Origin of the sequence: Thermosipho japonicus (assembly GCF_014201655.1) — a bacterium.
Taxonomy (GTDB): domain Bacteria; phylum Thermotogota; class Thermotogae; order Thermotogales; family Fervidobacteriaceae; genus Thermosipho; species Thermosipho japonicus.
In genome coordinates this window covers 15,942-42,533 of record NZ_JACHEX010000006.1, presented here as the reverse complement: position 1 = coordinate 42,533, position 26,592 = coordinate 15,942, and the positions used below count along the sequence as shown (strand labels likewise).

At 29.9% G+C, this 26,592-nt stretch carries 28 protein-coding genes, 1 tRNA gene, 1 CRISPR repeat array and 1 riboswitch (1 of these 31 cut by a window edge); of the genes, 19 read left to right on the top strand and 10 right to left on the bottom strand.

The window, feature by feature from the left end; genetic code table 11:
* Positions 1–171 precede the first annotated feature (171 nt).
* Positions 172–1,332: a putative DNA modification/repair radical SAM protein gene (locus HNP65_RS09145; protein ID WP_184619949.1), complete on the top strand. Its 1,161-nt coding sequence runs from the start codon at positions 172–174 to the stop codon at positions 1,330–1,332.
* Entirely contained in the window at positions 1,333–1,905 is a 573-nt protein-coding gene (locus HNP65_RS09140; protein WP_184619948.1) for a DUF4130 domain-containing protein, read from the top strand.
* On the opposite strand, the gene HNP65_RS09135 is transcribed toward HNP65_RS09140, so the two are convergent.
* A complete protein-coding gene (locus HNP65_RS09135; protein ID WP_184619947.1) occupies positions 1,906–3,378 on the bottom strand; it encodes a GGDEF domain-containing protein in 1,473 nt (490 codons plus the stop codon).
* A 210-nt stretch (positions 3,379–3,588) separates the two neighbouring features.
* Between HNP65_RS09135 and HNP65_RS09130 the strand changes: the two genes are divergently transcribed.
* The 11 genes from HNP65_RS09130 (at position 3,589) to HNP65_RS09080 (ending at position 12,521) form a co-directional block, all read left to right on the top strand.
* Positions 3,589–3,665, top strand: a tRNA-Pro gene (locus tag HNP65_RS09130).
* Positions 3,666–3,699: 34 nt separating this feature from the next.
* Positions 3,700–3,868, top strand: a riboswitch (cobalamin riboswitch).
* A 52-nt stretch (positions 3,869–3,920) separates the two neighbouring features.
* Complete coding sequence (locus HNP65_RS09125) at positions 3,921–4,304, top strand: GIY-YIG nuclease family protein (RefSeq protein ID WP_184619946.1); 384 nt, start codon at positions 3,921–3,923, stop codon at positions 4,302–4,304.
* Positions 4,301–5,242 (top strand): nicotinate-nucleotide--dimethylbenzimidazole phosphoribosyltransferase, encoded by a 942-nt coding sequence (gene cobT, locus HNP65_RS09120; protein WP_184619945.1) that lies wholly within the window; start codon positions 4,301–4,303, stop codon positions 5,240–5,242. Before HNP65_RS09125 ends, cobT begins: the two co-directional genes overlap by 4 nt.
* A complete protein-coding gene (cobU, locus tag HNP65_RS09115; RefSeq protein WP_184619944.1) occupies positions 5,239–5,736 on the top strand; it encodes a bifunctional adenosylcobinamide kinase/adenosylcobinamide-phosphate guanylyltransferase in 498 nt (165 codons plus the stop codon). The genes cobT and cobU overlap by 4 nt, the downstream gene beginning before the upstream one ends.
* The gene (gene cbiR / locus HNP65_RS09110; RefSeq protein WP_184619943.1) at positions 5,733–6,344 is read left to right on the top strand and encodes a cobamide remodeling phosphodiesterase CbiR; all 612 of its coding nucleotides are present in this window, start codon (positions 5,733–5,735) and stop codon (positions 6,342–6,344) included. Before cobU ends, cbiR begins: the two co-directional genes overlap by 4 nt.
* Positions 6,341–7,039, top strand: a complete 699-nt coding sequence (locus HNP65_RS09105) for an adenosylcobinamide-GDP ribazoletransferase (protein WP_184619942.1) — start codon at positions 6,341–6,343, stop codon at positions 7,037–7,039. Before cbiR ends, HNP65_RS09105 begins: the two co-directional genes overlap by 4 nt.
* Positions 7,040–8,443 (top strand): cobyric acid synthase, encoded by a 1,404-nt coding sequence (locus HNP65_RS09100; RefSeq protein WP_184619941.1) that lies wholly within the window; start codon positions 7,040–7,042, stop codon positions 8,441–8,443.
* The gene (gene cbiB, locus HNP65_RS09095) at positions 8,424–9,266 is read left to right on the top strand and encodes an adenosylcobinamide-phosphate synthase CbiB (protein ID WP_184619940.1); all 843 of its coding nucleotides are present in this window, start codon (positions 8,424–8,426) and stop codon (positions 9,264–9,266) included. The genes HNP65_RS09100 and cbiB overlap by 20 nt, the downstream gene beginning before the upstream one ends.
* Positions 9,215–10,195 (top strand): aminotransferase class I/II-fold pyridoxal phosphate-dependent enzyme, encoded by a 981-nt coding sequence (locus tag HNP65_RS09090; RefSeq protein WP_184619939.1) that lies wholly within the window; start codon positions 9,215–9,217, stop codon positions 10,193–10,195. Before cbiB ends, HNP65_RS09090 begins: the two co-directional genes overlap by 52 nt.
* A 1-nt stretch (position 10,196) precedes the next feature.
* The gene (cobO, locus tag HNP65_RS09085) at positions 10,197–10,706 is read left to right on the top strand and encodes a cob(I)yrinic acid a,c-diamide adenosyltransferase (RefSeq protein ID WP_184619938.1); all 510 of its coding nucleotides are present in this window, start codon (positions 10,197–10,199) and stop codon (positions 10,704–10,706) included.
* Between the two features lie 132 nt (positions 10,707–10,838).
* The gene (locus tag HNP65_RS09080; RefSeq protein ID WP_184619937.1) at positions 10,839–12,521 is read left to right on the top strand and encodes a S8 family peptidase; all 1,683 of its coding nucleotides are present in this window, start codon (positions 10,839–10,841) and stop codon (positions 12,519–12,521) included.
* A gap of 128 nt (positions 12,522–12,649) precedes the next feature.
* On the opposite strand, the gene HNP65_RS09075 is transcribed toward HNP65_RS09080, so the two are convergent.
* The 3 genes from HNP65_RS09075 to HNP65_RS09065 form a co-directional block, all read right to left on the bottom strand.
* Complete coding sequence (locus HNP65_RS09075) at positions 12,650–13,372, bottom strand: hypothetical protein (protein WP_184619936.1); 723 nt, start codon at positions 13,370–13,372, stop codon at positions 12,650–12,652.
* Complete coding sequence (locus HNP65_RS09890; RefSeq protein WP_246348251.1) at positions 13,359–13,916, bottom strand: hypothetical protein; 558 nt, start codon at positions 13,914–13,916, stop codon at positions 13,359–13,361. Before HNP65_RS09890 ends, HNP65_RS09075 begins: the two co-directional genes overlap by 14 nt.
* A gap of 295 nt (positions 13,917–14,211) precedes the next feature.
* Complete coding sequence (locus tag HNP65_RS09065; RefSeq protein ID WP_184619935.1) at positions 14,212–15,438, bottom strand: M48 family metalloprotease; 1,227 nt, start codon at positions 15,436–15,438, stop codon at positions 14,212–14,214.
* 167 nt (positions 15,439–15,605) lie between these two features.
* Between HNP65_RS09065 and HNP65_RS09060 the strand changes: the two genes are divergently transcribed.
* Positions 15,606–16,862, top strand: a complete 1,257-nt coding sequence (locus HNP65_RS09060; protein WP_184619934.1) for a DUF438 domain-containing protein — start codon at positions 15,606–15,608, stop codon at positions 16,860–16,862.
* Positions 16,863–16,911: 49 nt separating this feature from the next.
* On the opposite strand, the gene HNP65_RS09055 is transcribed toward HNP65_RS09060, so the two are convergent.
* Both HNP65_RS09055 and HNP65_RS09050 read right to left on the bottom strand, forming a co-directional pair.
* Positions 16,912–17,904, bottom strand: coding sequence for an arsenic resistance protein (locus HNP65_RS09055; RefSeq protein ID WP_184619933.1), 993 nt, complete (start codon positions 17,902–17,904; stop codon positions 16,912–16,914).
* Between the two features lie 14 nt (positions 17,905–17,918).
* On the bottom strand, positions 17,919–18,692 hold the full coding sequence (locus tag HNP65_RS09050) for a sulfite exporter TauE/SafE family protein (RefSeq protein ID WP_184619932.1): 774 nt from the start codon (positions 18,690–18,692) through the stop codon (positions 17,919–17,921).
* 213 nt (positions 18,693–18,905) lie between these two features.
* On the opposite strand from HNP65_RS09050, the gene HNP65_RS09045 reads away from it, so the two are divergent.
* Together HNP65_RS09045 and HNP65_RS09040 are read left to right on the top strand one after the other, a co-directional pair.
* Positions 18,906–19,328, top strand: coding sequence for a 4Fe-4S dicluster domain-containing protein (locus HNP65_RS09045; RefSeq protein ID WP_184619931.1), 423 nt, complete (start codon positions 18,906–18,908; stop codon positions 19,326–19,328).
* A 108-nt stretch (positions 19,329–19,436) separates the two neighbouring features.
* Positions 19,437–19,751, top strand: coding sequence for an ArsR/SmtB family transcription factor (locus tag HNP65_RS09040; protein ID WP_184619930.1), 315 nt, complete (start codon positions 19,437–19,439; stop codon positions 19,749–19,751).
* 100 nt (positions 19,752–19,851) lie between these two features.
* Here the strand turns inward: HNP65_RS09040 and HNP65_RS09035 are convergent, their stop codons facing one another.
* Both HNP65_RS09035 and HNP65_RS09030 read right to left on the bottom strand, forming a co-directional pair.
* A complete protein-coding gene (locus HNP65_RS09035; protein ID WP_184619929.1) occupies positions 19,852–20,163 on the bottom strand; it encodes an SPW repeat domain-containing protein in 312 nt (103 codons plus the stop codon).
* A gap of 108 nt (positions 20,164–20,271) precedes the next feature.
* On the bottom strand, positions 20,272–21,546 hold the full coding sequence (locus HNP65_RS09030) for an ArsB/NhaD family transporter (protein ID WP_184619928.1): 1,275 nt from the start codon (positions 21,544–21,546) through the stop codon (positions 20,272–20,274).
* Between the two features lie 202 nt (positions 21,547–21,748).
* On the opposite strand from HNP65_RS09030, the gene HNP65_RS09025 reads away from it, so the two are divergent.
* On the top strand, positions 21,749–22,858 hold the full coding sequence (locus tag HNP65_RS09025) for a TDT family transporter (protein WP_184619927.1): 1,110 nt from the start codon (positions 21,749–21,751) through the stop codon (positions 22,856–22,858).
* A gap of 80 nt (positions 22,859–22,938) precedes the next feature.
* Here the strand turns inward: HNP65_RS09025 and HNP65_RS09020 are convergent, their stop codons facing one another.
* Positions 22,939–24,657, bottom strand: coding sequence for a phospho-sugar mutase (locus HNP65_RS09020; RefSeq protein ID WP_184619926.1), 1,719 nt, complete (start codon positions 24,655–24,657; stop codon positions 22,939–22,941).
* Between the two features lie 4 nt (positions 24,658–24,661).
* Positions 24,662–25,036: a CoA-binding protein gene (locus HNP65_RS09015; RefSeq protein WP_184619925.1), complete on the bottom strand. Its 375-nt coding sequence runs from the start codon at positions 25,034–25,036 to the stop codon at positions 24,662–24,664.
* 132 nt (positions 25,037–25,168) lie between these two features.
* On the opposite strand from HNP65_RS09015, the gene HNP65_RS09010 reads away from it, so the two are divergent.
* Together HNP65_RS09010 and HNP65_RS09005 are read left to right on the top strand one after the other, a co-directional pair.
* Entirely contained in the window at positions 25,169–25,633 is a 465-nt protein-coding gene (locus tag HNP65_RS09010; protein WP_184619924.1) for a peroxiredoxin, read from the top strand.
* Positions 25,630–26,469, top strand: coding sequence for a PhzF family phenazine biosynthesis protein (locus tag HNP65_RS09005; RefSeq protein WP_184619923.1), 840 nt, complete (start codon positions 25,630–25,632; stop codon positions 26,467–26,469). The genes HNP65_RS09010 and HNP65_RS09005 overlap by 4 nt, the downstream gene beginning before the upstream one ends.
* A 68-nt stretch (positions 26,470–26,537) precedes the next feature.
* Positions 26,538–26,592: a CRISPR direct-repeat array (repeat unit 31 nt); it runs 1,169 nt beyond the window's last position.

The following is a 26,592-nucleotide window of genomic DNA, read 5'->3' as shown; positions in this document are numbered from 1 at the left end:
ATTTATAATACATATCCTTGTGTAGCCAAGCTTCCCAGTATCTTTAGCCTTTTAAAAATAAATAAAATTTGTTTAAAACTCAACTTCAACACAACTTTTATATCTCAAAATTTTGAAAAATGTATTTTTTCATGATATAATATATACAAACGTATACTTGGAGGGGTTGGTATGACACTTGAGGAAAAACTAAGTATTCTTTCTGCTGCTGCAAAATACGATGTTTCATGCTCTTTTGGAGAGAGAAAAAAAGATTTTGTGTATTACAGCGTGGCAAGCGGTAGGTATGTTCCTATCTTAAAAATATTATTTTCAAATGCATGTATATACGATTGTGCATACTGTATAAACAGAAAATCAAATAATATAAAACGTGCAAGTTTTACAGTGGATGAAGTTGTGAAACTAACTGTGGATTTTTACAAAAGAAATTACATAGAAGGTCTTTTTTTAAGTTCGGCTATAATAAAGGATCCAAACTATACTATGGAGCAATTGGTAAACGTTGCAAAAAAGCTAAGAGAAGAAGAAAAATTTCCTGGCTACATTCACTTAAAAATAGTTCCAGGAGCAGATGAAATGTTAGTTGAAAAGGCTGGGATGTACGCAGACAGGGTAAGTATAAATGTAGAATTTTTAAAAAAAGATGCATTTTTTAATCTTGCACCTGAAAAAAAGCCAGAAGCAATACAAAAACCACTACAAACTTCCGCAATCAAATATCTTCAATACATTGAAGAAAAAAAGAAATATTCACATGTAAAGCCTTATTCTCCTTTGGGACAAACAACACAGATAATAGTTGGGGCAACTAACGAATCAGATAAAAAAATTATAGAGTTTTCAAGTAAACTCTATAAAATATATAAACTTAAAAGGGTGTATTATTCTGGATATATAGCCATAAACAAAGATAAAAGGCTTCCACAAAGGAGTGAAAATTCCTTAAGAGAGCACAGATTGTATCAAACAGATTTTCTCATAAGATTCTACAATTACTCTATAGAAGAAATTTTTGATAACTGTGAAAATCTGGATTTAAATATCGATCCAAAATCTTTGTGGGCTCTCAAACATCCAGAATTCTTTCCAATAGATATATTCAAAGCAACATTTGATGAATTAATAAGGATCCCCGGGATTGGCCTTAAATCTGCTCAAAAAATAATCATGCTAAGAAAACATGGAATACTTAACTTTGAAACTCTAAAAAAAGCAGGAATTTCTCTAAAAAAAGCAAAAAACTTCATCACTATTAAAGGAAAAAACTTTAAAGATTCAAAGACTTATATGCCTTTATTTGAATTTTCTCAAAATGGGTGGGACTTGTAAATGGTGGTATCATATGATGGAACCTTTAATGGACTGCTTAAACTAATTCAATTTTGCTATAAAAACAACATAATACCAGATTTTGTCTTAAAAAAAGAAAGGAAAAATTCAATTCTTATCGATCTTTCTGAAATAGAATTTACTAAAAAATTTATACATGACAATTCCGTTTTTTTACCATTTCTTTCTGAAATCAGAAATATTGAATCGCTAATTATAAAATATGTTATTACCAAAAATATCTTTTTAGAAAAAACACTTAGAAAAATTTCTAAAGATGTATTGAATGAATTTGAAAAAATTAAAAGAAAGCTTTACTTTTTAGAATACAATGGAGTATTTATATCTTCATTTTTCTCTAATTCTAATATAATAGATCTTTTATTCTTATACTTTCTTGAAAGACTCAAAAATGAAAAATTCATTATATACGATGAAAAAAGAAAGATTATTATTACATACAATAACAAAACAAAAAAAGTTTTAAAAGAAAATAAAGTAAATCTTTTTGTACAAAGCTACGATCCTGCTCTGCATCTTTGGAATATATACCAAAAAAGCATTACTATATAATTATTTTTTTCTTTTCATCTTATACATTAAATCATCTGCATCCCTAATAGCATTGTCTATATTATCATCTTCAATCTTTGAAATACCCCATGAAAATGTTGGTGAAAATTCAAAAGAATTTTTAAATTCTTCAAAAATTTTTTTAATCAAATCTTCTGCTATATTCTCATCTTTACTTTTCAAAACAATTAAAAATTCATCGCCTCCCATCCTAATGAGAAGATCTGAAGAGTTAATATTCGACTTAATTATACTTGAAAGTTTTTGCAATACCTTATCACCGACATCATGCCCCAGCGTGTCATTGATTTGCTTAAATTTATTTAGATCAACAAAAACTAGCACATCGCCTTTCTTCAAAAAATTACTATTTAAAACTCCTCTGTTATACGCCCCAGTTAATTTATCTATAATACTTTGTGCATATAATATATTTACCTCCGTAGATTTTTCTTTGTATTCAAAAAGAATATTTGACGCAAAACTTAAATAAATTGCAATTATTCCATACGGCGAAAAAAATCTTGTTGGAACTTTCAAAATCATAACTAAAGCATCATGAAATACAGCTATCGCAAAAAATGAAGAAAAAAGCATATCAAGAGGTATATATGCCCTAAAAGTTATATATACTATATACAATGCATCAATCATTAAAAGAGGAGATATGTATGTCGAAACAACTTTCAATTGGTATTCAGAAAGTGTTAGTAAAGGTAAGAATCCCGCTGTAAAATTCAAAAATGCTACAATCTTTCCCACTTTACCAACTTTTGAAAAGTTATAAGTTTCAAATCCAACAATTATTAATAAAAGCGAAAAATATGCAAATGATATAAATAATTTCCTCATAGGAAACCAAAAAGCTTCAAATGATACAAGATCAAAAACCCATATAGAGGCAAAAATACTTGAAAGTCCAAAATATATATATGCATTTTTTCTTGAAAGTGTCGTATTTTTTGAAAGCATTAAAAGCAATATCCCAAGTGTTAAAACTAGTCCTATAGATATATTTATTAAATTATCAGATAGAAATTTTAAACAGAAGTATTTTATCCTTTCTTTGCTATCTATCAAATAAAAACCATCAAGTCCAATTGAATAAACTCCACTGATTTCAACTTCCAAAGTTTTTATATTCTCTGGAATCTCAAACAACATCGGAATAAACCAAGAATGAGCATTCCTGTCATTAAATCCATATTTCCCTATCAATTTTCCTGAAGAATGTACTTTAATATATGAACATTCAACATATGGAAAATATATATATCTATACCCGCTTGGAATTTTAAATTCCAGATTAATAGTTTTCCTGGAATCTAAAACCATTGAAATAGGAAGCTTTATTCCATTCTCTGCTTTTTCTATCTTCACTCCTTTTGGATGCGAAAAATAATAAAAAAACATAGGAAATAATAAAAAAATTAAAAAAGCAATTAAAAAATATTTTAGATAAAATCTAAACATCTAAAACGCCTCCTACGTTTAATTTTAACATAAAAAAAACTAAAAATCCGACATAAAGATTCCAGATTTATACAATAATTTTTAATTTCAAGATTCTTCAAAAATTAATGCTTTTTAGCAAAGAACAAATCAAAAAAGCATATTTTACAAGATTCAACAATTTTACATTGTTTGACATAAAAAAAAAGATAGAATATAATTTTAATGTATCGGGGTGTAGCGCAGTTGGCTAGCGCGCTTGCATGGGGCGCAAGAGGTCGCTGGTTCAAGTCCAGTCACCCCGACCAAAAGGCCGGGTAATCCGGCCTTTTATAGTATATAATATAGAAAACCATCATAGGCTAAGGGAACACCGGTGAAAGGCCGGGGCTGCCCAGCAACCGTAACCGGGGACGAAATCCACAGAATGCCACTGGGAGCATTTCCTGGGAAGGCGTGGAGAGTAGGTTGATCCGGGAGCCGGGAGACCTGCCTATGATGAAAGTTACTTCCCGAATGCTAGGGCATTTCGGGGAAATTTTTGTTTTTATTAAGGTGAAAATATGAAAGGATGCTACTTACTATTAATCGAATTACCAATGGATATTGAAATTAAAAAATGGAATCTAAAAAAAGGTACTTACGTATATGTGGGCTCTGCTATGAACAACCTCGAAAAAAGAGTATCTAGACACCTGTCAAAATCTAAAAAGTTACACTGGCATATTGACTATCTTCTCGATAAATCAAGCGTAAAATCAGTTATAATGGTTTCTTCAAATACAAAATGCGAGGAAAAGATTTCACTCTACATGTCTCAATTTTTTACAGGTCCTAAAGGGTTTGGCAGTTCAGATTTAAAAGTACAGACTAATCTATATTATATAGATAATTTCGATAAATTTTCAAAAATAGTTTCAAACATACTCAAGGGGGAATTAAAATGAAAGAGGCGGGGTACCTTGAAGAAATTGCTAATAAACTTTTTAAAATTAAAAAGCAAACTCCATTGCCAATGTTCAAGGACAAAAGAGTTTATGTATTTGCAGCAGATCATGGAGTAGTACAAAACGGAGTTTCCGCATATCCTAAAAATGTCACCTATCAAATGGTTCTCAATTATTTTAAAGGTGGCGCAGGCATAAACGTCTTTGCAAGGCATATGGGTCTTAAATTTTTTGTGGTGGATAGTGGTGTAGATTATGATTTTGAAGATAATCCTTCATTGATAAAAATGAAAGTAGGACATGGTACAAAAGACTTTTCAAAGGGACCTTCAATGACAAGAGAAGAAGCAATTACATGTATTGACTATGGAATGAAAGTTGCAAAAAAAGCCATAAAACAAGGGGCTGATTTACTTGTAATAGGTGACAAAGGTATTGGTAATACAACAACAGCAACCGCAATATTTGCCGCATTTGGTTTTGATGTGGATAAAATAACTGATATTGGAACACCTATACCTCCTTCTTCCGTAATAAAGAAAAGAAATATTGTAAAAAAAGCTTTGAAAATAAATAGACCAAACCCAAATGATCCAATTGATGTCCTCTCAAAGGTTGGCGGATATTGCATAGGCCAAATGGCAGGTTTTATTTTAGGCGCTTTTCAAAACAAAGTTCCTGTGGTTATAGATGGATTTCCAACAACCGCTGGATTTTATCTAGCATACAAGATAAATGAAAGAGTTTTAGATTACGCCTTTTTCGGACATTTATCAAAAGTTAAAGGGCACAAAGTCATTTTAGATAGCCTAGGTGTAAGACCTATTTTAGATCTTGATATGAGACTTGGAGAAGGAACTGGCGCAGCTTTATCTGTTTATTTAATAGAAGCCGCTATAAAATATTTTAACTTTAAAAATGAAAAGGTGATATCATGATAACCCTTATAACTGGTGGTGTAAAATCTGGAAAAAGTAGTTTTGCTTTAAAATTATCTGAAAACTTTAAAAAAAAGGCATTCATTGCAACTGGTGTTGCTTTTGATGAAGAGATGAAAAAAAGAATAGAAAAACATAAACAAGAAAGAATAGGTTTTGACACCTTTGAAGAACCTGTAGAGATCTACAAAATCATTGAAAGTCTAAATCAAAAATATGAAGTTGCAATACTTGACTGTCTCACAACCTATCTTGGAAACCTATTTTACTATGAAAAAGATATAGAATACTATACAAAAAAACTCATTGATTCACTGCAAAGAGTCAATTACAACTTAATCATCGTCACAAACGAAGTAGGATGGGGAATAATACCTGAAAACAGTCTTTCAAGAAAATATGTAGACAGCTTGGGATTACTCAATAAAAAAGTTGCATCAATTTCAGATAATGTTTATTTAATGGTATCGGGAATAGGGGTGAAAATAAAATGAAAATAGGAACCACTTCATGGCTTATTCCAGGTGGATATCTTGAAAATGTTAAACTAGTTGCAGAAATAGTCGATTTTGTAGAACTTCTTGTTTTTTCATTTGACAAGGAAACAAGGCATATGCTAAAAAATGAACTTCCAGAACTTTATAAAATCTCAAAAAAATATGGGCTAAAATATACCGTACACCTTCCAACGGACTGTATAAACAACGTTGAAGATGCATTTAATTTTTTTGAAGAAAGTAACTTACCAATATTAAATTATGTTGCCCACCCAATAGATTGTATAGAACCTTTATTGAAAAAATCAGACAAAATTTCCGTAGAAAATCTAAAAAAGGACATTTTAATACACAATAGAACGGTATTTGATATAGGTCATCACATTTTAGGCATGAAAGTAACAAAAGAATTTTTCGAAAATACCGTAGAATTTCATTTAATGGGAGTAAAAGGAGATCAAGATCACCTAAAACTTGACAAAGAGACCCTTTTACTTTCAAAAGAATACATGAAATTAATGCCAAATCTTAAATATATATGTTTTGAAGTCTTCGATCTAAACGACTTTTTAGACTCCTACAAACTCTGGAGGGAAAATTTATGATAAAAAATTTTCTTCTTTCACTTTCCTTTATCTCAAGACTACCATTAAATATTAAAGTAAATGATTTTGATAGAAGGGTTAAAAAACTTCCAAGCTTTTTTCCACTCGTAGGTTACATAGTTGGTAGCATATATTATCTTGGAGCTTTATCAAATAACTTAGCGCTTAAAGTCTTTTTCCTTGTATTAGCTTTTTACTTTTTCGATCTTTTCCATTTCGATGGATTTTTAGACACACTTGATGGATTTTTAAATCAATCCAATAAGGAAAAAAGACTAGAAATTATGAGCAAAGGAGACGTTGGTCCATTTGCCGTTTTTTTTGGAACACTGTTTGTAGTCGTTTTCTGGAATCTTTATCTAAATGCAAAACCATTTCATTTCTTTATATCTTCAACATTCGGAAGATATTCTATGGTCCTTTTAATGGCATTTTCAAAGCCTGCCAAAAAAGAAGGACTTGGCGCATTATTTTTTCCTTTTGAAAAAAAGAATTTATTACTTTCAACAATCTTTACATTTTTCCTTATTATATTCTTTAAACAATATATCATTTCATTGGCTGTAACTTTAATAACTGCTTATTTAATATCCAAGATTGCTACTAACAAAATTGGTGGTGTGACAGGAGATGTTCTTGGTGGGACTTGCCTTTTCGTTCATGGACTTATTTTACTTATACTTGAGGTGGTATAGATGGTGTTAATGATACAAGGAACGGCCTCAAATGTTGGTAAAACTATCATTGCAACAGCTCTTTGCAGATATTTTGCAAAAAAAGGAGTAGACGTAGTACCGTTTAAAGCTCAAAATATTTCTCTAAACAGCATAGTAAGCGATGACGGTGGAGAGATGGCAATTGCACAATATATACAGGCAATTGCCTGCAACAAAAGGCCAAGCTATGTTATGAATCCCATACTTTTAAAACCTGATATCACTGGCTCCCAGCTTATTGTAAAAGGAAAACCAGTAGAAAAGATTAAAAACAAAAAATACATGTATTCATCCAAAGAAGAACTTTTAAATGTTGCATATGAATGTCTTAAAAATTTAGAAAAAAAACATGATCTTGTCATTGTAGAAGGTTCTGGATCTGCTGCCGAGATAAATATAAAAGATATCTCAAATATGGCAATTGCAAAAAAGGCAAACGCAAATGTAATATTGGTTGCGGATATTGACAGAGGCGGTGCTTTTGCACAAATTGCAGGAACTATGGTTTTATTCAATAAAGAAGAAAGAAAATTAGTAAAAGGGTATATATTCAACAAATTCAAAGGAGACAAAAGGCTTCTTTTAGACTTTCCTGAAAAGTTTGGAAAAAGATTTAATATAAAGTTTCTTGGGACTATAGAATACTTTAATCACAACCTCTTTGAAGAAGATATTACTCCATTTAAAGAAGGAAAAGGTGATCTAAAAGTTGATATACTAAAGCTTCCACATATATCAAATACATTTGATTTTGAACCTCTCTTTTTAAACACAAATGCAAGGTATGTAGAAAACATAAGGGAAGATGTTGATCTAATTATAATTCCTGGTACAAAATCAACAATTCACGATTTGCTATGGCTAAAAGAAAAAAACACACAAATCAAAAAGGCTCTTTCAAAAAGTGCATTTTTGTTCGGTATATGTGGTGGTTATCAAATGCTTGGCAAAAAACTCGTAGAAGAAAAAAAAGAATATGAAGGACTTGGATATCTCAATTCATATACATACTTTATAGACAAAAAAACTGTAAGAAATGTATTTGCAAAAGAAAAATTATTTAATACAACCATAAAAGGCTTTGAAATTCACCATGGAATTACAAAATCATTTGAAAAACCTTTTTCAAAATTATATTTCAACAAAAAAGTTATAAAAGACGGTGCCATTAAAGATAATATCTTTGCAACATACATTCATAACATATTCCACAACAATGATTTTCTAGAAAAATTCTTAAATTTTTTAAGAATTCAAAGGGGTTACTCAAAAAAAGAAATTGTGGTTAGAACACTGGAAGAAGAAATAGATAAAGTTACTGAAATCATAACGTCTAGTCTTAATATGAAGGAGATTGAGAAAATTGTTTATTCTTTTAATTAGTCTTCTAATTGACATAACTATTGGTGAGTTTCCTACTTTTATTCATCCTGTTGTATACATGGGATTTATTGGAAAGATTTTTGAAAAATCAAAGCATGCACGTTTTCTTTTAGGAATGTTTGCCTTACTTTTAGAAATTTTGTTTTGGTTTTTTTTGTGTAAAACTTTATTATCAATCTCAAAATGGTTTGAAATTTATTTTTTAACATCCACTTTTTCTATAAAGTCATTATATTCTCATGTAAAAAGGTGTTATGAAGATGATGTAGAAAAACTTAGAAGAAACGTATCATACATTGTAAGTAGGGATGTTTCAAAATTAAGCAAAGATAAACTTTATTCTGCAGCCCTTGAAAGTTTATCTGAAAACATATCAGATGGTATCGTCGGACCACTCTTTTATTATTTGATTTTTGGAATATATGGTGCGCTCATATATAGAGTAGTTAACACCTACGATGCGCTATTTGGATATAGAAATGAAAGGTATGAATGGTTTGGAAAATTTCCTGCAAGATTCGATGATGTATTAAACTTTATTCCCGCAAGAATTACTGCTTTATTAATTGCCCTTTTTAACTTTAAAGATGCCTTTTCTTATCTAAAAAAATACAGAAGACTAAAAATAAACTCCATGTATCCAATGAGCGCGTTTGCTGGTGTTTTAAACCTTGGATTTGAAAAAGTTGGAGTTTATAAACTTGAAGGAAAATGTGTTGAAAAAGAGGATATTTTAAAGGGACTATCTTTATATACAAAGGTGGTGTTTGTGTGGATAGCAATAGTTTTGTTCACGGTGGTATTAAAGACGAAAATTTTTTAGATTTTTCAATATCTGTAAATCCAATAAAAATTGACTGGATTGATAATGTTATAAGAAAAGAGGATATTTTTAGATATACCTACGTCGATTGGATAGAAGATAAATTTCAAAAAATTTTTGGAGAAAGTGTAATAGTTGCTGGTGCAACCGAAGCATTTCACATAATAGGATATCACATTTTAAACGATGCCTGTGTTATTATACCCAGACCCAATTATTCAGAATACTTTAAAGTTGCACAATTTTCAGCAAAAGAAATTAAAACTCCTTGGTATTTTGTAAATAAAACCCTTGACCTAAATGTTATTGATCACGAAATAAAACTTGCTAGTAAAAAATTTAAAAAGATAGTGTTAATACTTGGAAATCCAAATAATCCAACAGGGATTTATAAAGACTTAGAAGAATTTTTTAAATTAAACCAAAATATAGAAATTGTTCTAGATGAAGCCTTCATAGATTTTGTAGAAAATCCAAAAGATTATGAAAACTTTGATAATGTACTATTGATTAGAACTTTTACAAAATTTTTTGGAATACCAGGAATAAGGGTAGGATATGTAAAAACAAAAAAATACCAAAAAATATTTAAAAAATATAGAATGTCATGGGCTATAGGTGGAATGGGCTACACATTTTTAAATACCCTTTTAAAAAACATCAAGACAGTTAATAGTTTTAAAGATAGATCCATCTCATTTATAAAGGAGCAAAAAGAAAAATTTAAAGACTTTATCTACACAAAAAGTGATACCAACTACTTTCTAGTAGATGTCTCAGATATAGATAACTTTTTAAATTTTTGCCACGGTAGAAAAATCCATGTTAGGGACGCAAGAAATTTTGGACTAAACCTTGTGAGAATAGGTCTTAAAGATGAAAAAAGCAATGAAAAATTGCTTAATACTCTTAGGAAATGGAGGGGATAAAATGGGATACATCCATGTTTACACGGGTAATGGCAAAGGAAAAACAACTGCGGCTTTTGGACTTGCACTTAGGGCAGCCTGTGCCGATAAAAAGGTGTTTATTGGTCAATTTATAAAAGGAATGGATTATAGCGAGCTAAGAGTTCCAGAATTTATAAAGAACATAGAAATAGAACAATTTGGAAGAAATTGCTTCATTTTTAACAAACCAACTCAAGAAGACATCGATGCTGCAAAAAAGGGACTCAAGAGAATTGAAGAAGTATTAAAAAATAAAAAATACGATTTGGTAATCCTTGATGAAGTAAACGTTGCAATCTACTACAAGTTATTTTCTGTTGAAGACGTCTTAGAAGTTCTAAATAAAAGAGATGAAAATGTAGAAATTATTTTAACTGGAAGATATGCTCCAAAAAAATTTATAGAAATTGCAGACCTTGTAACTGAAATGAAAGAAATTAAGCACTATTACAAAAAAGGTGTCAAGGCAAGAAAGGGAATAGAATTTTAACAAATCAAATTTTGATTGAAAATTTATCAATAATTTATCGTTTTGGTTTTAAAAATGAATATAAAAATAGATAAAATACTCCATGTCTTTATAAATTACTTTACCACATTTTAGTAGGGGGGATAGAAGGATATGAAAAAAGTTTTGTTGATTGTTTTGGCAGTAGTTACTTTTGTTTTATTTGGATGTATGGATTCAAATGTTACAAAAAATACTGATGGAGCTGTTTCTACAAATCCACTAGAATTTCTTAAAGGAAAAAGTTTATCAGATCTTACACTTGTTAGCTCAAAAGCAACAAGTTATGCAACAGTTTACGGTACAGTAAAACTTCCCAATGGAACATATGCACCATACAGTGTAGAAAATCAAAATGCAGAATTTGTAAAAGGCGAATATGTCGTTTACTATGAAGGAGATATTCAAAATATTTCAAAACTGGGAATTTCTGTAGAAAATGCATATTCAACTAACAGCCTTGATGGAAAAAAAGCTTATATATTCAAAGTCAAAGCAGATGACAAAAAATTAAATGTTTTGAAAAAACTTGGTGGAGTAAAGTACATAGAACCTAACTATATTTATAGAGCATTTGCTGTTCCAAATGATTCTTACTACAGCTATCAATGGCACTATGAAGCAATCAATTTGCCAAAAGCATGGGACGTTATAAAAAGTGCAAACGTCGTTGTTGCAGTTGTTGACACAGGAGTAAGCTTTACACATCCAGACTTGCAAGGTATCTTTGTACAAGGTTACGACTTTGTTGATAATGATAGTGATCCAACAGATCCTGCAAAAGACGTAAGTCATGGAACACACGTAACAGGTACGATTGCTGCATTAAGTAACAACGGAAAAGGTGTTGCAGGAGTCAACTGGGGTGGATACGGTATAAAGATAATGCCTATAAGAGTACTTGGGGCGGACGGCAGTGGAACACTTGACGCAGTTGCTCAAGGTGTAAGATACGCTGCAGATCATGGAGCAAAAATAATAAATATGAGCCTTGGCGGCGGTGGAGATTCTCAAATTTTAAGAGATGCAATCCAATACGCATATAATAAAGGTGTTACAATTGTTTGTGCTGCAGGTAATGAAAATGGACCTGTTTCATACCCAGCCAAATATCCTGAAACAATAGCTGTTGCAGCAGTAAGGTATGACCTTCAAAGGGCACCTTATTCAAACTATGGACCAGAAGTTGATGTTGCAGCACCAGGTGGAGACACAAGCGTTGATCAAAATGGAGATGGTTATGCAGATGGCGTCTTAAGTACAGCATGGACTCCAAGCAATGGTGATACTTATATGTTCTTACAGGGTACATCAATGGCCGCGCCACACGTAGCTGGCGTTGCTGCATTATTGTATGCTTCTGGAAAAACACAACCAGAAGAAATTAGAGCCGCTTTGAAAAATACTGCAAAAGATTTAGGACCAACTGGTGAAGATGACTACTACGGTGCAGGTTTAATAGACGCATACGCAGCTATTAACTATAATGGTGGAAGTACAAATCCTCCAAATCCAGAACCTCAACCAAGTGATGTAGAAACAAAAGTTTTCGTACTAAGATACAATTTCTGGACTGGAAGTTATGAAGTAGTTAGTGAATTTGGAAAAGTAAGTAACGGAAATTACACATTAAAATCTGTAATTCCAGGGTACTATTCCTATGTATGCGCTTGGAGAGATTACAATAACAATGGTGTTATAGATACAGGAGATTACTTTGGATACAAAGGAAGCTACACATTTATCTCTGGCAGAACTTATGGACCAATTGATATTGCAATGCAAGTAGAAAATTAAAATTTAGTAAAAATAATAGATTTTATAAAACGGTGCTTCTAACTGGAGGCACCGTTTTGTATTTTTATTTTTAACTTAAAACAACCATTTGCATAATTTTGAAATTTTATATTAAAAATTTCCTTTTCTCAAGAATTTTTAAAGTTTATCAAATTCAATGCTTCATCTTCATTTAATATTTTTGCATGTTCTATACCTGACCTTTTCAGAAATCCATTAACAACTTGAGAGACTGTTTTATTACCTTTTTCTAATAAAACAAGTGCTCCATTTTCAAGATTTAAAAGAAAATCTCCTTTTCTCATCCTGAATTTTTTTATTTCATTTAAAAATAGTATTACGTACGGTTTTTCTCTCATATCCTTTTGAATTTCTAATAAAGCCTCAATCTTTTTTGTTTCTTCTGTGTGAAAATATAAAGCAAGGTTTGCTAATTTTCTACACTGCTTTCTTTTTTCAATGATCCAATCATCCTCATATCCCTCTAAAAAATCACCAGAATATACCTTAAGCGCTTTTAAACTATTTTTTTCTATATTATCCATAAAAAATTCATAATCAGAACTAATTTTATCTCTGTCTATGTGTATGTTTTCCCTATAGTTTTTTATCACATCTTTTAAAAATTCATATGTCTTCTTTAAATTATACATTTGAACATTTAAGTTTTTTCTTGCATAACTTCTTGTCATATTCTTCCAAAATATTTCGTATATCTCTTCTTTTGAAATATAAGTCTTTCTAGAAGAGATAATATAAAAAAGCAATTTCAAATTTTTATTGTTTTTTATTATTATTTGTTTACCATCAACAAATATTTTAAAATCACCAAACAATTTAAAAAAAATCATACAAATATTCCCTCTCAAGTTCTTCGTCAAAAATAGACAAATCAGGAAATACTTTCATTAATTTTACAGCTAATCTACTTTCAAACCCCATATTCTCTAAATAGTCATCTACAATATTCTTTACAAGAACATTGTAATATCTTCTCATCTGCCTTGCCCACAAACATTCTATACCAGCAAGAAATGGTCCAGTATATAAATCTAAAATTTTTTCCAAAGCTTTCTCTGAACTATCGAAAGTACTTAACACTTTTTCCATTTCCCATAGATCTACATTAACATTATCCTTCATTACAAGTTCAATACGCTTGTTATTCAGTAGCTCTATCTTCCCAATACTTTCAATTTTTCCATTGAGCCTCGACACTAACCTTCTTATGTATCTATCATCAATATCTTTTAAATCAGCAAATAACTGCTTTACATTTAGGAAACTTACTATACTTTTCTTTGAAATTAAAAATGAAAATAGTAAAACCTCTGACTTAGCAAAGCAAAATTCCTCTATTTCAGGAATGAAAAAATCTCCAAAGAGTTTAATCATTTTTTCCCCCCTTGTAAAAAATAATAATGATAAATAAATTAGAAATTAAAATTTTCATGTCAAATTATTATATCATTAATAATAAAGTAATTTGTTTATCAAAATAAAAATTAAAATGTAATAATACAAACAAAAAAGTTAATATATTATTAATTCCTTAAAAGTTTTTTACGAAATTTACGAATTTATAGGAAAATAAAAAATTAAAACAATTACAAAAAAAAGCTACACCCCTCTTGCAATAAAAGTCAAAAAAGGTGTAGCTTTTTTATATTCTAGTATCACAAATTCGCAATTATTTCTTTTTATTAAGAAGATTATTTATTCTTTCTTCCAGCGATGGGTGATTGTAGTGCCAAATTTTATATAAAGGCAAAGGATTTACATTGGAGAGATTTTCTTTTACTAGGCTTTTTAAAGATGAAATTAGGTATTCTGGTGTTCCTAAAAGCTCTGATGAGTATCTATCTGCCTCAAACTCAAACTTTCTTTGCAAGAAATTAATAATCGGTATTGCAAAATATACAACTGAGCTAATAAATATGAATGAATATGTAAATGCTGTATAACTCATACTTATTCCGAATACGTTGTTATTTAATATATAGTTGTAAACAACATTTACAAGGTAAAATATAAGCGTATACAGTACTGATATAATTGTCAAAAGTTTTGGAATATGGTTTCTTTTATTGTGTCCAAGCTCGTGAGCTATAATTGCTAAAATCTCTTCTGTTGAATATTTTAAAATTGTATCGTATAATACAATTCTTTTTGATTTTCCAATTCCCGTAAGTGATGCATTTTGTTTTTTTGTCCTTTTTGATGCATCCATTACGTAAATATTTGATATGTTAAATCCTGCCTTTTTAAGTAATTTATTTATCTTTTCTTTTAGTTTTTCATCTTCTAAAGGAGTAAATTTGTTAAACATTGGTGCAATAAATATTGGATATATTAAAGTTAAAATAACCTGAAATAGTATATATCCTATAGAAACTTTCCACCACCAATTCTGATCTATACTTAATACCCACAATAGAAGAGAAATTAAAGGGGCAAATAATATTATTGATACAACAAAAGTTTTAATTATATCAACAACAAAAGTCTTAGCATTCATTGTGTTAAAACCATATTTTTCTTCAATAACAAAAGTTGAATAAATATTAAAAGGTAGATTTACAAGAAAAGTTATAAATCCATATAGTGCAAAAAATAATAACCCCTGAATGATTATTGAATTTGAAAATGACGAAACTACATTTTCAAGAAATGGAAAACCGTGAAGTAAAAGTATTAAAGTGACGCCAAGCTTAACAAACTGAGAAACTGATTCAAGCAAAGTTTTATCCTTCAAATATCTTTTAGATCTTTCAAAATCTTCATCAGAAATTTTATCTTTCAAAACTTCAGGAACGCTGGCATTTTTAGAAGTAGAATATTTAAGGTTCAAAAATAATAATATTTCTTCCCATAAAACTTCAAATACAACAATAAATAGAAAGATAAATTTAAACACGCACCTTCCCCCCTTATTCTTAATTAGATTATTCTCTCGAATATTCTATCATGAACTCAAAAAATTTTTAAACTTAATTTTAAAACTGTAATCTATATTACACGCAACAAAATAAATTAATGATATAATGTAATTAGTAAAAACTAAGTTACTTTGGAGGTGTTAATATGAGCGAGGTATTTAACAAAAGAGAATATTTAAAAAATCTTATCAAAAGAACTAAAACAGAAGATAGCGAAAAGCTAAAGAAAGAAATTCAGCAAATTCTTTCTGAAATTTCACCACTTGAAATAGCAATTGTCGAGCAAGAGCTTATGAACGAAGAAGGAATAAGTGTCGATGAAGTTAGAAAAGTATGTAATATTCATATCGATGTGTTAGAAAGCAAAACAAAAGGTCCAAATCTTGATGTTCCAAAGTGGCATCCTATTTATATACTTGTAAAGGAACACGAACATTTTCAAGAAAAGGTTGTCGAATTTAAAAAACTAGTTGATCAAATAAATCAAAAAGATAACTTTTCTGAAGCTATGCCACTAATTATCAAAATTCAAGAATTTATCGATGAATTTGAAAATCTTGAACTTTATTTTCAAAAGGAAGAAAATGTTTTATTCTCAGTAATTGAAAAACACGGAATTGAAAAACCACCTATGGTAATGTGGAAAGAACATGACGTTTTTAGAACTTTAAGAAAAGAGCTTAAACAATTAAAAGAGAATAGGCAGATCAATTTTAAAGATCTAAAAGAAAAGTTGTGGAATATTAGCACCGCAATGGTTGATCTAATATTAAACCATATATACAAAGAGCATTTTGTGTTATTTCCTTCGGCCCTTGAAACAATAACAGATGAAGAATGGAAAACAATTAGGGAAGAATTCGATAAAATAGGATATTGTTGCTACAAGCCTGAAGAATATCCAAAAGAAAATGATAATACCAATGATGAAGATATAACAATTGAAAAGATCAATTACATGATTAAAAAATATCTTGAAAAATCTTCAAGTGATAAAATTGAATTTCCAAGTGGTGTTTTGACAAAAAAACAACTTCTTTGGATATTAAATACCTTACCAGTTGATATAACCTTTGTAGATGAAAATGACGAAGTAAAATATTTCAGTGAAACAAAAGATAGAATATTTGTTAGAAGTAGAACAATAATTGGAAGAAAGGTTCAAAATTGTCATCCAGAAAAAAGTATTGAAATAGTAAACAAAATCCTTTCCGATTTTAAATCCGGAAAGAGAGATAAAGCAGATTTTTGGCTTAAACTTGGCGAAAAATATGTCTATATTCAATATTTTGCAGTTAGAGACGAAAATGGGAAATATATTGGAACTTTAGAAGTTACTCAAGATATTGCACCTCTTCAGAAAATCACCGGAGAAAAAAGAATATATGATGATCAAGACTAAATAAAGATTAATGAAATACCCCCAAATTACATTTTGGGGGTATTTTTTTCTAATTATTTTTAAAATACTTTCTTATCAAATTTTCCATGTGAATATATGCTATAAGAAAAATTATCTGAAAAATTGGAAGGACTGCGGCAGGAATAGCTACCATAGGACCAAAAGCAAGTGATGCAATAGCAACTGCTGTGCCATTATTTTTGCCCGTACTTAAAAAAACTATTCCCATATGTTCTTCATATGATAACCCTATTTTTCTATTCAAATATGTTTCCAATAAAAGAGCTATTATTAAATAGATCAAAGTTATAATTCCCAATATAATTACTAAATGAACTTTTGTCAATAACATTTTTCCTTTTAAGAAAAATATGGTAAATATTATAAATAACATTGAAATTAACGTAATGAACGAAAACAAAGGTTTTAATTTAATCAAAATATTTTCATCTTTTGCCTTTATTAATCCCCAACGTGTAATAGCTCCCAAAACAATAGGTAAAATTACTACATACAATAATGATTTAAGTATTTGTCCCATTGGGATTGGTATACTTACTCCTTTTCCAATAAAATGAAAATATATAGGTGTCAAAACTGGAATTAACAAAAAATTTATCGCTTGAGCAATTGATGCAACTTCAATACTCCCCTTAACAATTCCTGTATAACCAACACTAGAAGAACTTACTGGTATTAGCATTACAAGCAGAAATCCAAGAAACAATTCTTCGTCGTGAATAAATAACTTAGCTAAAATAAAAGCAATTATTGGAGTTAAAATATAATTATAGAAAATGCTCATTAATACTGCTTTAGGATCCTTTGCTATATTTTTCACTTTTAACCAGTTAATATTAATCATCATGGGGTAGATCATGAAAAATACAAAGAAAACAATTAATTTACTAAATACTGCTTTATAACCCATCGCAAAATTTGAAAATTGTACTCCCAAATACCAACCTAAAATTATAGCACCAATTGAATAAAATATAAGATATTTTTTTAAATTAGACGAAATCTTCATTAAAACTTGCAAGATTGTCACCTCCATTATCCAACCAAAGTTTTTACAAACATCCAAACAGATGCAAATACAAGTACGAAAACAAATATTTTCTTTAGATTTTCTATTTTTACTTTAGTAGAAAAGTGCGAACCAATTAAAGATCCAATAGCAGCAAACAAAGCCATAACTATATTAAATTTCCAGTTAATATCTGTTGAAATTCCCCTACCAATAAATCCTGTAGTTGCTGAAAACAAAACCATCAAAGAATTTGTCGCAAATGAAATCCTCATTGGCATATTACCTATGATTATAAGCAAAGGCACGATCAAGCCTCCACCTGAAATACCAACCATACCTGCTATAAAGCCTATAACAAATACTATTGGAATAATTATTAATATTGGAATTTCATAGCTTTCTCCACAACATTTTCTTTTGATTTTTATTCCAAAATTAACAATTGACCTCTTTTTTGGCCTTGCAATAAAGAAAGCTGAAATTATAAGCAAAACTGAAAAGGTAATTTTTAATACAACTTCATTTATACTTGCTGAGATAAATCCACCAAAAAAAGATCCGGAAGCAACAGAAAGAATTAAAATTAACCCAACATTCCAATCAATGAGCGTTTTTTTATGAAAAACTAACATCATAATTAATCCTGAAACCATTAAAATAAATAAAGAAGCTGAAGCAGCTTGCTGATACGGTATACCCGCTGCTAAAAAAATTGGAACAAAAAATTCTCCCCCACCTTTTCCCAACATTGAAAGCACTAAAGTAACTCCAAACAAAATAAACCCTAGTATAATCATATTTTTTCACTTCCTTTTGACTAACTTATCTCATTTCATATTGTTTATTTAAAAAATGAATATCTGCTAATATCTTCATATGAAATTATATACCAGCAATATAACCCTGTCAACAAACTCAGTTTTAGAAACCAAAAATTAATCAACAAATAAATATATTGAAATATAAGCATATTATAATATACTTAGAAACTAAAATACGGAGGTGAAAATATGTCAACACCTGAAAATGCACCAGTAATTGGAAAAGATGCTCTTGAAAGGCCAGTGAAAGATTTATCAGTAATCCCATGGTGGGGAGTTAAAAGAACAGAAATTGAATGGTACCCAACTATCGATCATGACAAATGTGCTGGATGTGGCTTGTGTTTTGTTACATGCGGACGTAGAGTTTTTGATTTTGATAAAGAGTTATCAAAGCCAATTGTAAAGTACAAATACAACTGTTTGGTAGGTTGTCAAACATGTTCAAATATTTGCCCAACAAATGCTATAACATTTCCAGATCCTTCCGAAATGAAAAAACTTGTAGCCAAACACAATGTAGTAAAAAAATCATTTGAAATAATCTCCCCTATAATTGAATGCAAGCAGAATCTACCGGAAGAAGAAACACAATCAGATTTTAATAAATAAAAAAGGCCCTGTCAGGGCCTTTTTTATTGACATTAATATATTATTTATATTATAATTAAGATAAATATATCAACAAATGATCATTTTATGCATGAAGGAGGAAGTGGTTTGAATAAAACAAAAAAAATTATAGAAACCCACGATTATTATGAAAATATGGCAGAACTTTTCTCTATTTTTTCAGATCCAACCAGGCTTAAAATATTACATGCATTGCTTGATGGGGAAAAGTGTGTAAAAAAGATTTGTGAAATTGTTGGTATAAAACAATCCACATGTTCGCATCAATTAAAACTATTAAGACAACACAAAGTTGTCAAAACCATAAGAGATGGAAAATTTATTCGTTACAAAATATCAGATGACAAAATTAAGGAAATTATACAACTCGGAGAAAAATATTCATCTAAAAACGATGAATGAATTTTTTTTAATTGATTTTACAATCAGACATAATTTAATACTCACCGTATAAAAGATATGGCCCCGGAAAAACCAGGGCCATATCTTTTTTTAATTTTTATTAGTCTCTATAAAAAATTGAAGAAATTAAGGTGACTATACCAACTATAAGATAATTTGTTAAAGCTCCACCTTTTGAACCAGTTATCCCTGAAATAAACGCCGAAATAATTAACCATACTGAAAAAATCAAAACGGTTGTAGCTATACCTCTTGAACCTCTAAACATTGGAAATGAAACAACAAGCATTATAATACCAACTATCAAAAAGTTTACAAGATTACCCGTTGATGAACCAGTTATTCCAGGAATAAATGCTGAAATAATTAACCATAATGATAAAATTAACACTGTCCAACCCTTCCATGTCATAATTCCACCTCCTCGAAAATTAATAAAACATCATATGAACATATACTGATTCGTTTCTATAAAAATAATAATCCTTAAAATTCATCTTGTCAAGTATTTTTTTGGAAATTAGAATAACAATAGATACATTATGTACAAAGCACCTATGAATAATGTTATTAATACAGGTACTATTTTCCACCTAAAGTATTCAAAAAATCCAAATTTCCTTCCTAAATTTTTCTCCAAAAAATTCACAGCCACTATATTTTGAACCGCACCCAGGGGGGTTAAACTCGTTGCAAAGTTTGCACCAACGGCAAAAGTCCACCACAAAACTGGTGAAACTCCTCTTGAAACTAATATTCTAATAACAGGGGCAAGGATCAGTGCAGTTGGAACATTGTTAAGAATTGGGACAGTTAAAATTGAAATTATATAAAAAACAAATAATACTAATATATGATGGTTAATAATAGGATTAAACATTGAAGCTATTTTCTCTGTAAATCCTATCTCTTCAAGCGCATATGATGTCATATATAATCCTGCAAAGAAAAACAGCATGTCCCAATCAATTTCTTTGCCTACATCTTCATATCCATTTGCAAATTTAAAGATCAAAAATGAACCACCAAGCAAAGCAATTACAGCTAATTCTACATTTAAAAGAGAGTGTAAAATAAATAAAACTATTACAATCACAAAATCTATTAAAGAAAACACCATCATCTTTTTATCTGTTATACTTTTATTTTCATCAAGCTCAAAAAGTTTTTCTATATTTTTCAACATCTTTTCATTTACTTTCACATGCCTCTTAAAATAAAACAAAACTCCAATAAAAGCCAAAATCGCTACCGGCCCCATTTTTATCAAAAAGTCATTAAATGATAAACCACTTATAGAACCTATAACAAGATTCAAAGGACTTCCGATTAATGTTGCAGAACCTCCAATGTTATCCATAAGAATTGTTAGCATTATCAAAGGTATAGGATCCATTTCAAGCATGTCCGAAATTAAGAATATCATTGGAGCCATAACTAATATTGTTACCACATTATCCAAAAATGCCGAAGTTAGAGCAACAATAATCATCAACAAAGTAACTGTTAAATAAAATTTCTTTCCACCAATCTTTATAATCTTTATCGAAAAAAATTCAAAAAATCCTGACTTGTTGAGAAAAGCAACTATTATCATCATTCCTGTCAGAAGGCCTAACGTATCTAAGTCCACTATGTGACTGAAGTTTTCTGTAACCATCCCATCAACAAGTCTAAAAGCAGAAATTAGCAATGCAATACTAAAAACTACAACAGACTTATTTTTTTTACCAAATATTATGTAGAGATATGCTATCGACACTAAAATAAGTACTAAAATGGCTTTTAAGCTCATTTTATCACCTCTTGACCTAGGTATATAATAATATCAATATACTCTTGTGTCTCTACAAAGTTTACCACCTATTTTTGAAAGTACAATGTTGAATTTGTTAATAATCGATAAACTTTATCAAAATTATTGAAAATATTATCATATTAATATATAATGTTATATCGAAGAACTTTATTAAAAATTACGAAAAGGAGGTACAAAAATGAAGAAAAAGGTCAAGTTCAGCGAGATTATTAAATATTTTTCACCAGCATGGTATGCATCTGTTATGGGAACAGGTGGACTTGCAAATGTATTTTACATGTTAAGTTCCAAAATGCACTTTTTAAAATCATTCGCAATTAGTTTATTTTTTCTCAATATTTTTCTCTTTTTCTTTCTCTTGATTCCTTGGATTCTTAGATGGATTCTTGCTTTTGATAAAGTTATAGAAGATTTAAAACATCCAGTTATGTCCAATTTCTTTGTTACTATGCCAATAGGTGGTCTAATTCTTGGAACAAACTTTTTTATAATCGGAAAAGAATTCATTAGTATGTCAATAATTTTAGGATTTGGAATATTCTTTTGGATTTTTTCTGTTGCACTCTCACTAATTTTTGGAGTATTTGTGACCTACAATATGATGCTTTCAGAAAACATTGGCCCGGAACTTACAAATTATTCATGGTATATAACTCCAGTGGCAAGCGTTGCAGTTCCACTCTTAGGAAATATCTTAGCAAATTTTTATCTAAAAACAAACATAGAATTTGCAAAGCTGATAAATATAATAGATATTTCCTTTTATGGAATAGGAATGATACTCTTTATTATTTTAAGCAGTATAATACTAAATAGATTTATAAATCATTCCATGCCACATGCTGCAACTACACCTACTTTTTGGATTATCTTGGGACCTATTGGAATTGGTCAGGTTACCTTATCAGGAATAGCAGATATTTCCAAAAAATTAGGACTTATTTCATCAGGAGCCACACTTAAACTTTTATCAATAATACTATGGGGATTTGGATTGTGGGCATTCCTATTAACCATCATTGTAACGTTAAACTACATAAGAAGAGGTGGAATACCGTTTTCACTTTCCTGGTGGGCCTTTATCTTCCCACTTTCTGCATACACAATGTCAACTTTAAATGTTTACATGTACACGAAAATAAAACTGATATATTGGTACGCTATATTTCTGGCATCAATATTAACATTAATATGGGTTAGTACATTTGTCCGATCCTTAATAGGAACATTAAATGGAAAATTACTTATACCACATCAAAAAAACAGCGGTAAATCAAGTAAAAATTAATTAGTTCAATTGAAACATATAAAAAACACCCCCAATATAAAAATGAGTTGGGGGTGTTTTTTACATATTAAAATTTTTCGCTATATATTATCAACAATATTTCTAAACGTTTCCTCTATTAGTTTTAATTTTCTTTCTGATTCTTCTCTATCAGTTGCAAAAGAATAAATATACACCTTTAATTTTGGTTCGGTTCCCGATGGCCTTACTGCATACCAGCTACCATCTTCAAAGAAAAATCTTAAAACATTGGATGATGGAATATGATCCTTATTTACTTCTCCGATCTTTCCACCATCTACGTTGTAAACATTTCCGTCAAGATAGTCAATATACTTTTCTAAATTTAAATCTCCTATCTTTTTTGGGAAGTTGTTTCTATAATATTCCATGATCCTCTTTATCTTTTCCATACCTTCTATCCCTTCATATATTAGAGAAAAGTTGTTTTCAAGATAATAACCGTATTCTCTATATAAATCATTTAAGACGTCTACAAGAGTTTTACCTTGTTTTTTGTAATAACCAGCAGCTTCTGAAAGCATCATAGCGGAGATAACTCCATCTTTATCCCTAACAAAATTTCCTGTAACAAATCCTATACTTTCTTCATATCCAAATTCAAATTGGTATCCTTCTTTTTCAAGTTTGTTTTCAAGTCCACAAATATTTTTAAAACCAGTTAACGTCTCAAAGGTTAAAACACCATATTTTTCTGCAACATTCTTACCCAAATTTCCAGTAACTATAGACTTTATAATCATACTCTTTTCCTTTAGTAATCCTTTCTTGCTCCTTTGAGAAAGCAAATAATTAATTAAAACAGCACCTGTTTGATTGCCATTTAATGCAACATACTCACCATTGTGCTTTACCATAACGGCAAGTCTATCACAATCAGGATCGGTTGCAAGAACAATGTCAGCATCTTTTTCTCTTGCAAGTTCAAGTGCAAGTTTAAACGCCTTTATATCCTCTGGATTTGGATAACCAACCGTCTTAAAGTCTGGATCTGGAAGTTCTTGCTCTTTAACTACATAAACATTATTAAAACCTCTTTCCTTTAATACATGTCTAACATGAATATTCCCCGTTCCATTCAAAGGAGTGTATACAATGTTTATATTTTTATCAATATCATCATTTAAAGCAAGGGATAAGACTTTTTCATAGTATACTTCATCAACTTCTTTTCCAATTACCTTAATGATTCCTTTTTTTACACCTTCATCAAAGTCAAGATATTTAATTTCTCCAAAATCCTTTATTTTCTTGATGTTTTCTTGTACAGGAATTGCAACATCATCTAAAATTTGAGAACCTTCTTTCCAATAAACTTTGTATCCATTATATTCTGGTGGATTGTGACTTGCAGTTATCACAATACCTGCAGTAGCCTTTAAATGCCTTACTGCAAAAGAAAGCATAGGTGTGGGTCTTATATCATCGAAGATATACACATTAATTCCATTTCCGGCTAACACTTCACTGGCAATCTTTGCAAATTCCTTAGAAAAGTGTCTAACATCGTATGCAATAACTACTCCCATTTTTGGATCGCTATTTTCGAGAATAAATTGTGCAAGACCTTGAGTTGCTTTTGCAACAATGTACTTATTCATTCTATTTGTACCTGCTCCTATCTTCCCACGAAGACCTGCTGTACCAAATTCAAGATATTTAAAGAATCTTTCTTTTATTTCTTCTTCATTATCTTTAATAGATAAAAGTTCTTTTTTTGTCTCCTCATCAATATAAGGGCTTTCAAGCCACGCTTTGTATTCTTCCATGTAATTCATATAATCACCTCCTATTTGTTTCTACCATAATACATATATCATGCACAGCTTCAATACCAACACTTTTTAAATACTCATCAATTTCTTGAGAATAAGCACCTGGCTGATACCATAGATTTTTAAATCCTTCACTTACTGCCTCTTTTGTAACTTCTATCCCAACTGATGGAGGAACAACAAAAACTATTAAATCAATATCCTTGGAAAGTTCTTTAACTGAGTTTACCGTCTTTATTCCTTCTATTTCTTCATACCTTGGAGTAACAGGAACAATTTCAAACCCCTTTTTTGTTAAATCCCTCAAAATTATATTTCCAAATTTTTCTTTGTTAGTAGTTGCTCCAACAAGAGCTATCTTTTTTACATTAGTCAAATCCACTTTTTCACTCTCCTTTCTAGAATATATTATATCACTCGAGTATATCATAAATAATTTTAAGATTTTGTTATTTTTTTAAATATGTTATAATTTAATTGTTCAGTTAGGCATAACTAATTAAGGGGTGAGATTATGTTAGAAAAAGGTAGTATGTATATTGATTTTGAACTTGTAAACACAAAACTTGAAAAGGTTAAACTTTCATCATTAATAGGGCAAAAAATAGTCTTAGTTTTCTATCCTGGGGCATTTACAAGTGTGTGTGAAAAAGAACTGTGTTCTTTTAGGGATATGATGGCAAAATTCAATAATTTAAATGCAAAAGTTTTTGGTATCAGTGTAGATTCACCTTTTGCAAACAAAGCGTTTGCCGAAAAAAACAGACTAAATTTTGATCTACTTTCTGATTTTGGTGGCATAGTTTCAAGAAAATATGGAGGAGTACACGAAAATTTTGTAGGAATCAAAAATTACACAGTTTCAAAAAGAGCGGTCTATATAATTGATGAAGAAGGAAAAATAATATATTCTTGGGTTTCAGATGATCCTGGTAAAGAACCTTCATACAATGAGGTAGAAGAGGTAATTGCAAAATGAACTTTTACATAGTAGATGCTTTTACTAGTGAACCTTTCAAAGGCAACCCTGCAGGTGTTGTTATTTTAGAAAAAGATATTCCAAAAAATATAAAGCAGCTTATTGCAAGTGAAGTTAAATTTTCTGAAACAGCTTTTATTAAAAAGATATCTAAAAATGACTTTAAAATAGAATATTTTACACCTGTTTCGGAAATTGATCTTTGTGGCCATGCAACAATTGCAACTTTTTATGTTCTCAAAGAAAAAAACTTAGTTTTTTCAAACAATAAATACAATCTACATACAAACGTTGGAAAACTAAGTATTTTAATAGAAAATGACTTAGTTTTGATGGAGCAAGCAAAACCTGAGCTTGGAAAAGTTTATGATAAAGATGCAATAACAGAAATATTAGGCATAAACTTTGAAGATTTAGATGAACGTTTTAAACCACAAGCTTCGTATACTGGACTATGGGATCTACTTATTCCAATAAAAAAGAAAGAAACATTACTTAAATTAAAACCAAATCTTGAAAAAATAAAAGAGTTCACAAAAGAAAACAACATTGTAAGTTTTCACTTATTTACTTTAGATGAAAGGGAAGCGCTTGCAAACACAAGAGATTTTGCACCATTATATGGAATAAATGAAGAAGCAGCAACTGGTACAGCAAATGGTGCATTGTTATACTATCTATACAAAAATAACATAATTGATGAAAAAAAAGTACACAAAATTATTCAAGGTGAATCAATGAACAGGAAATCGGAAATATTTGGAAAAATTGAAAATGAAAAAGTCTTCATAGGTGGGAAAGCAAAGATTATAATAGAAGGAAATCTGGAAGTTTAAAGAAAATTAAATAATAAAACTAAGAATAATGGCTCCTTGTGGAGCCATTATTTTTTACCAATTTTTCTTGTATCAATTCCTACAAGGTAAGGTACAAACAAGCTTAGATATTACAGAACATCA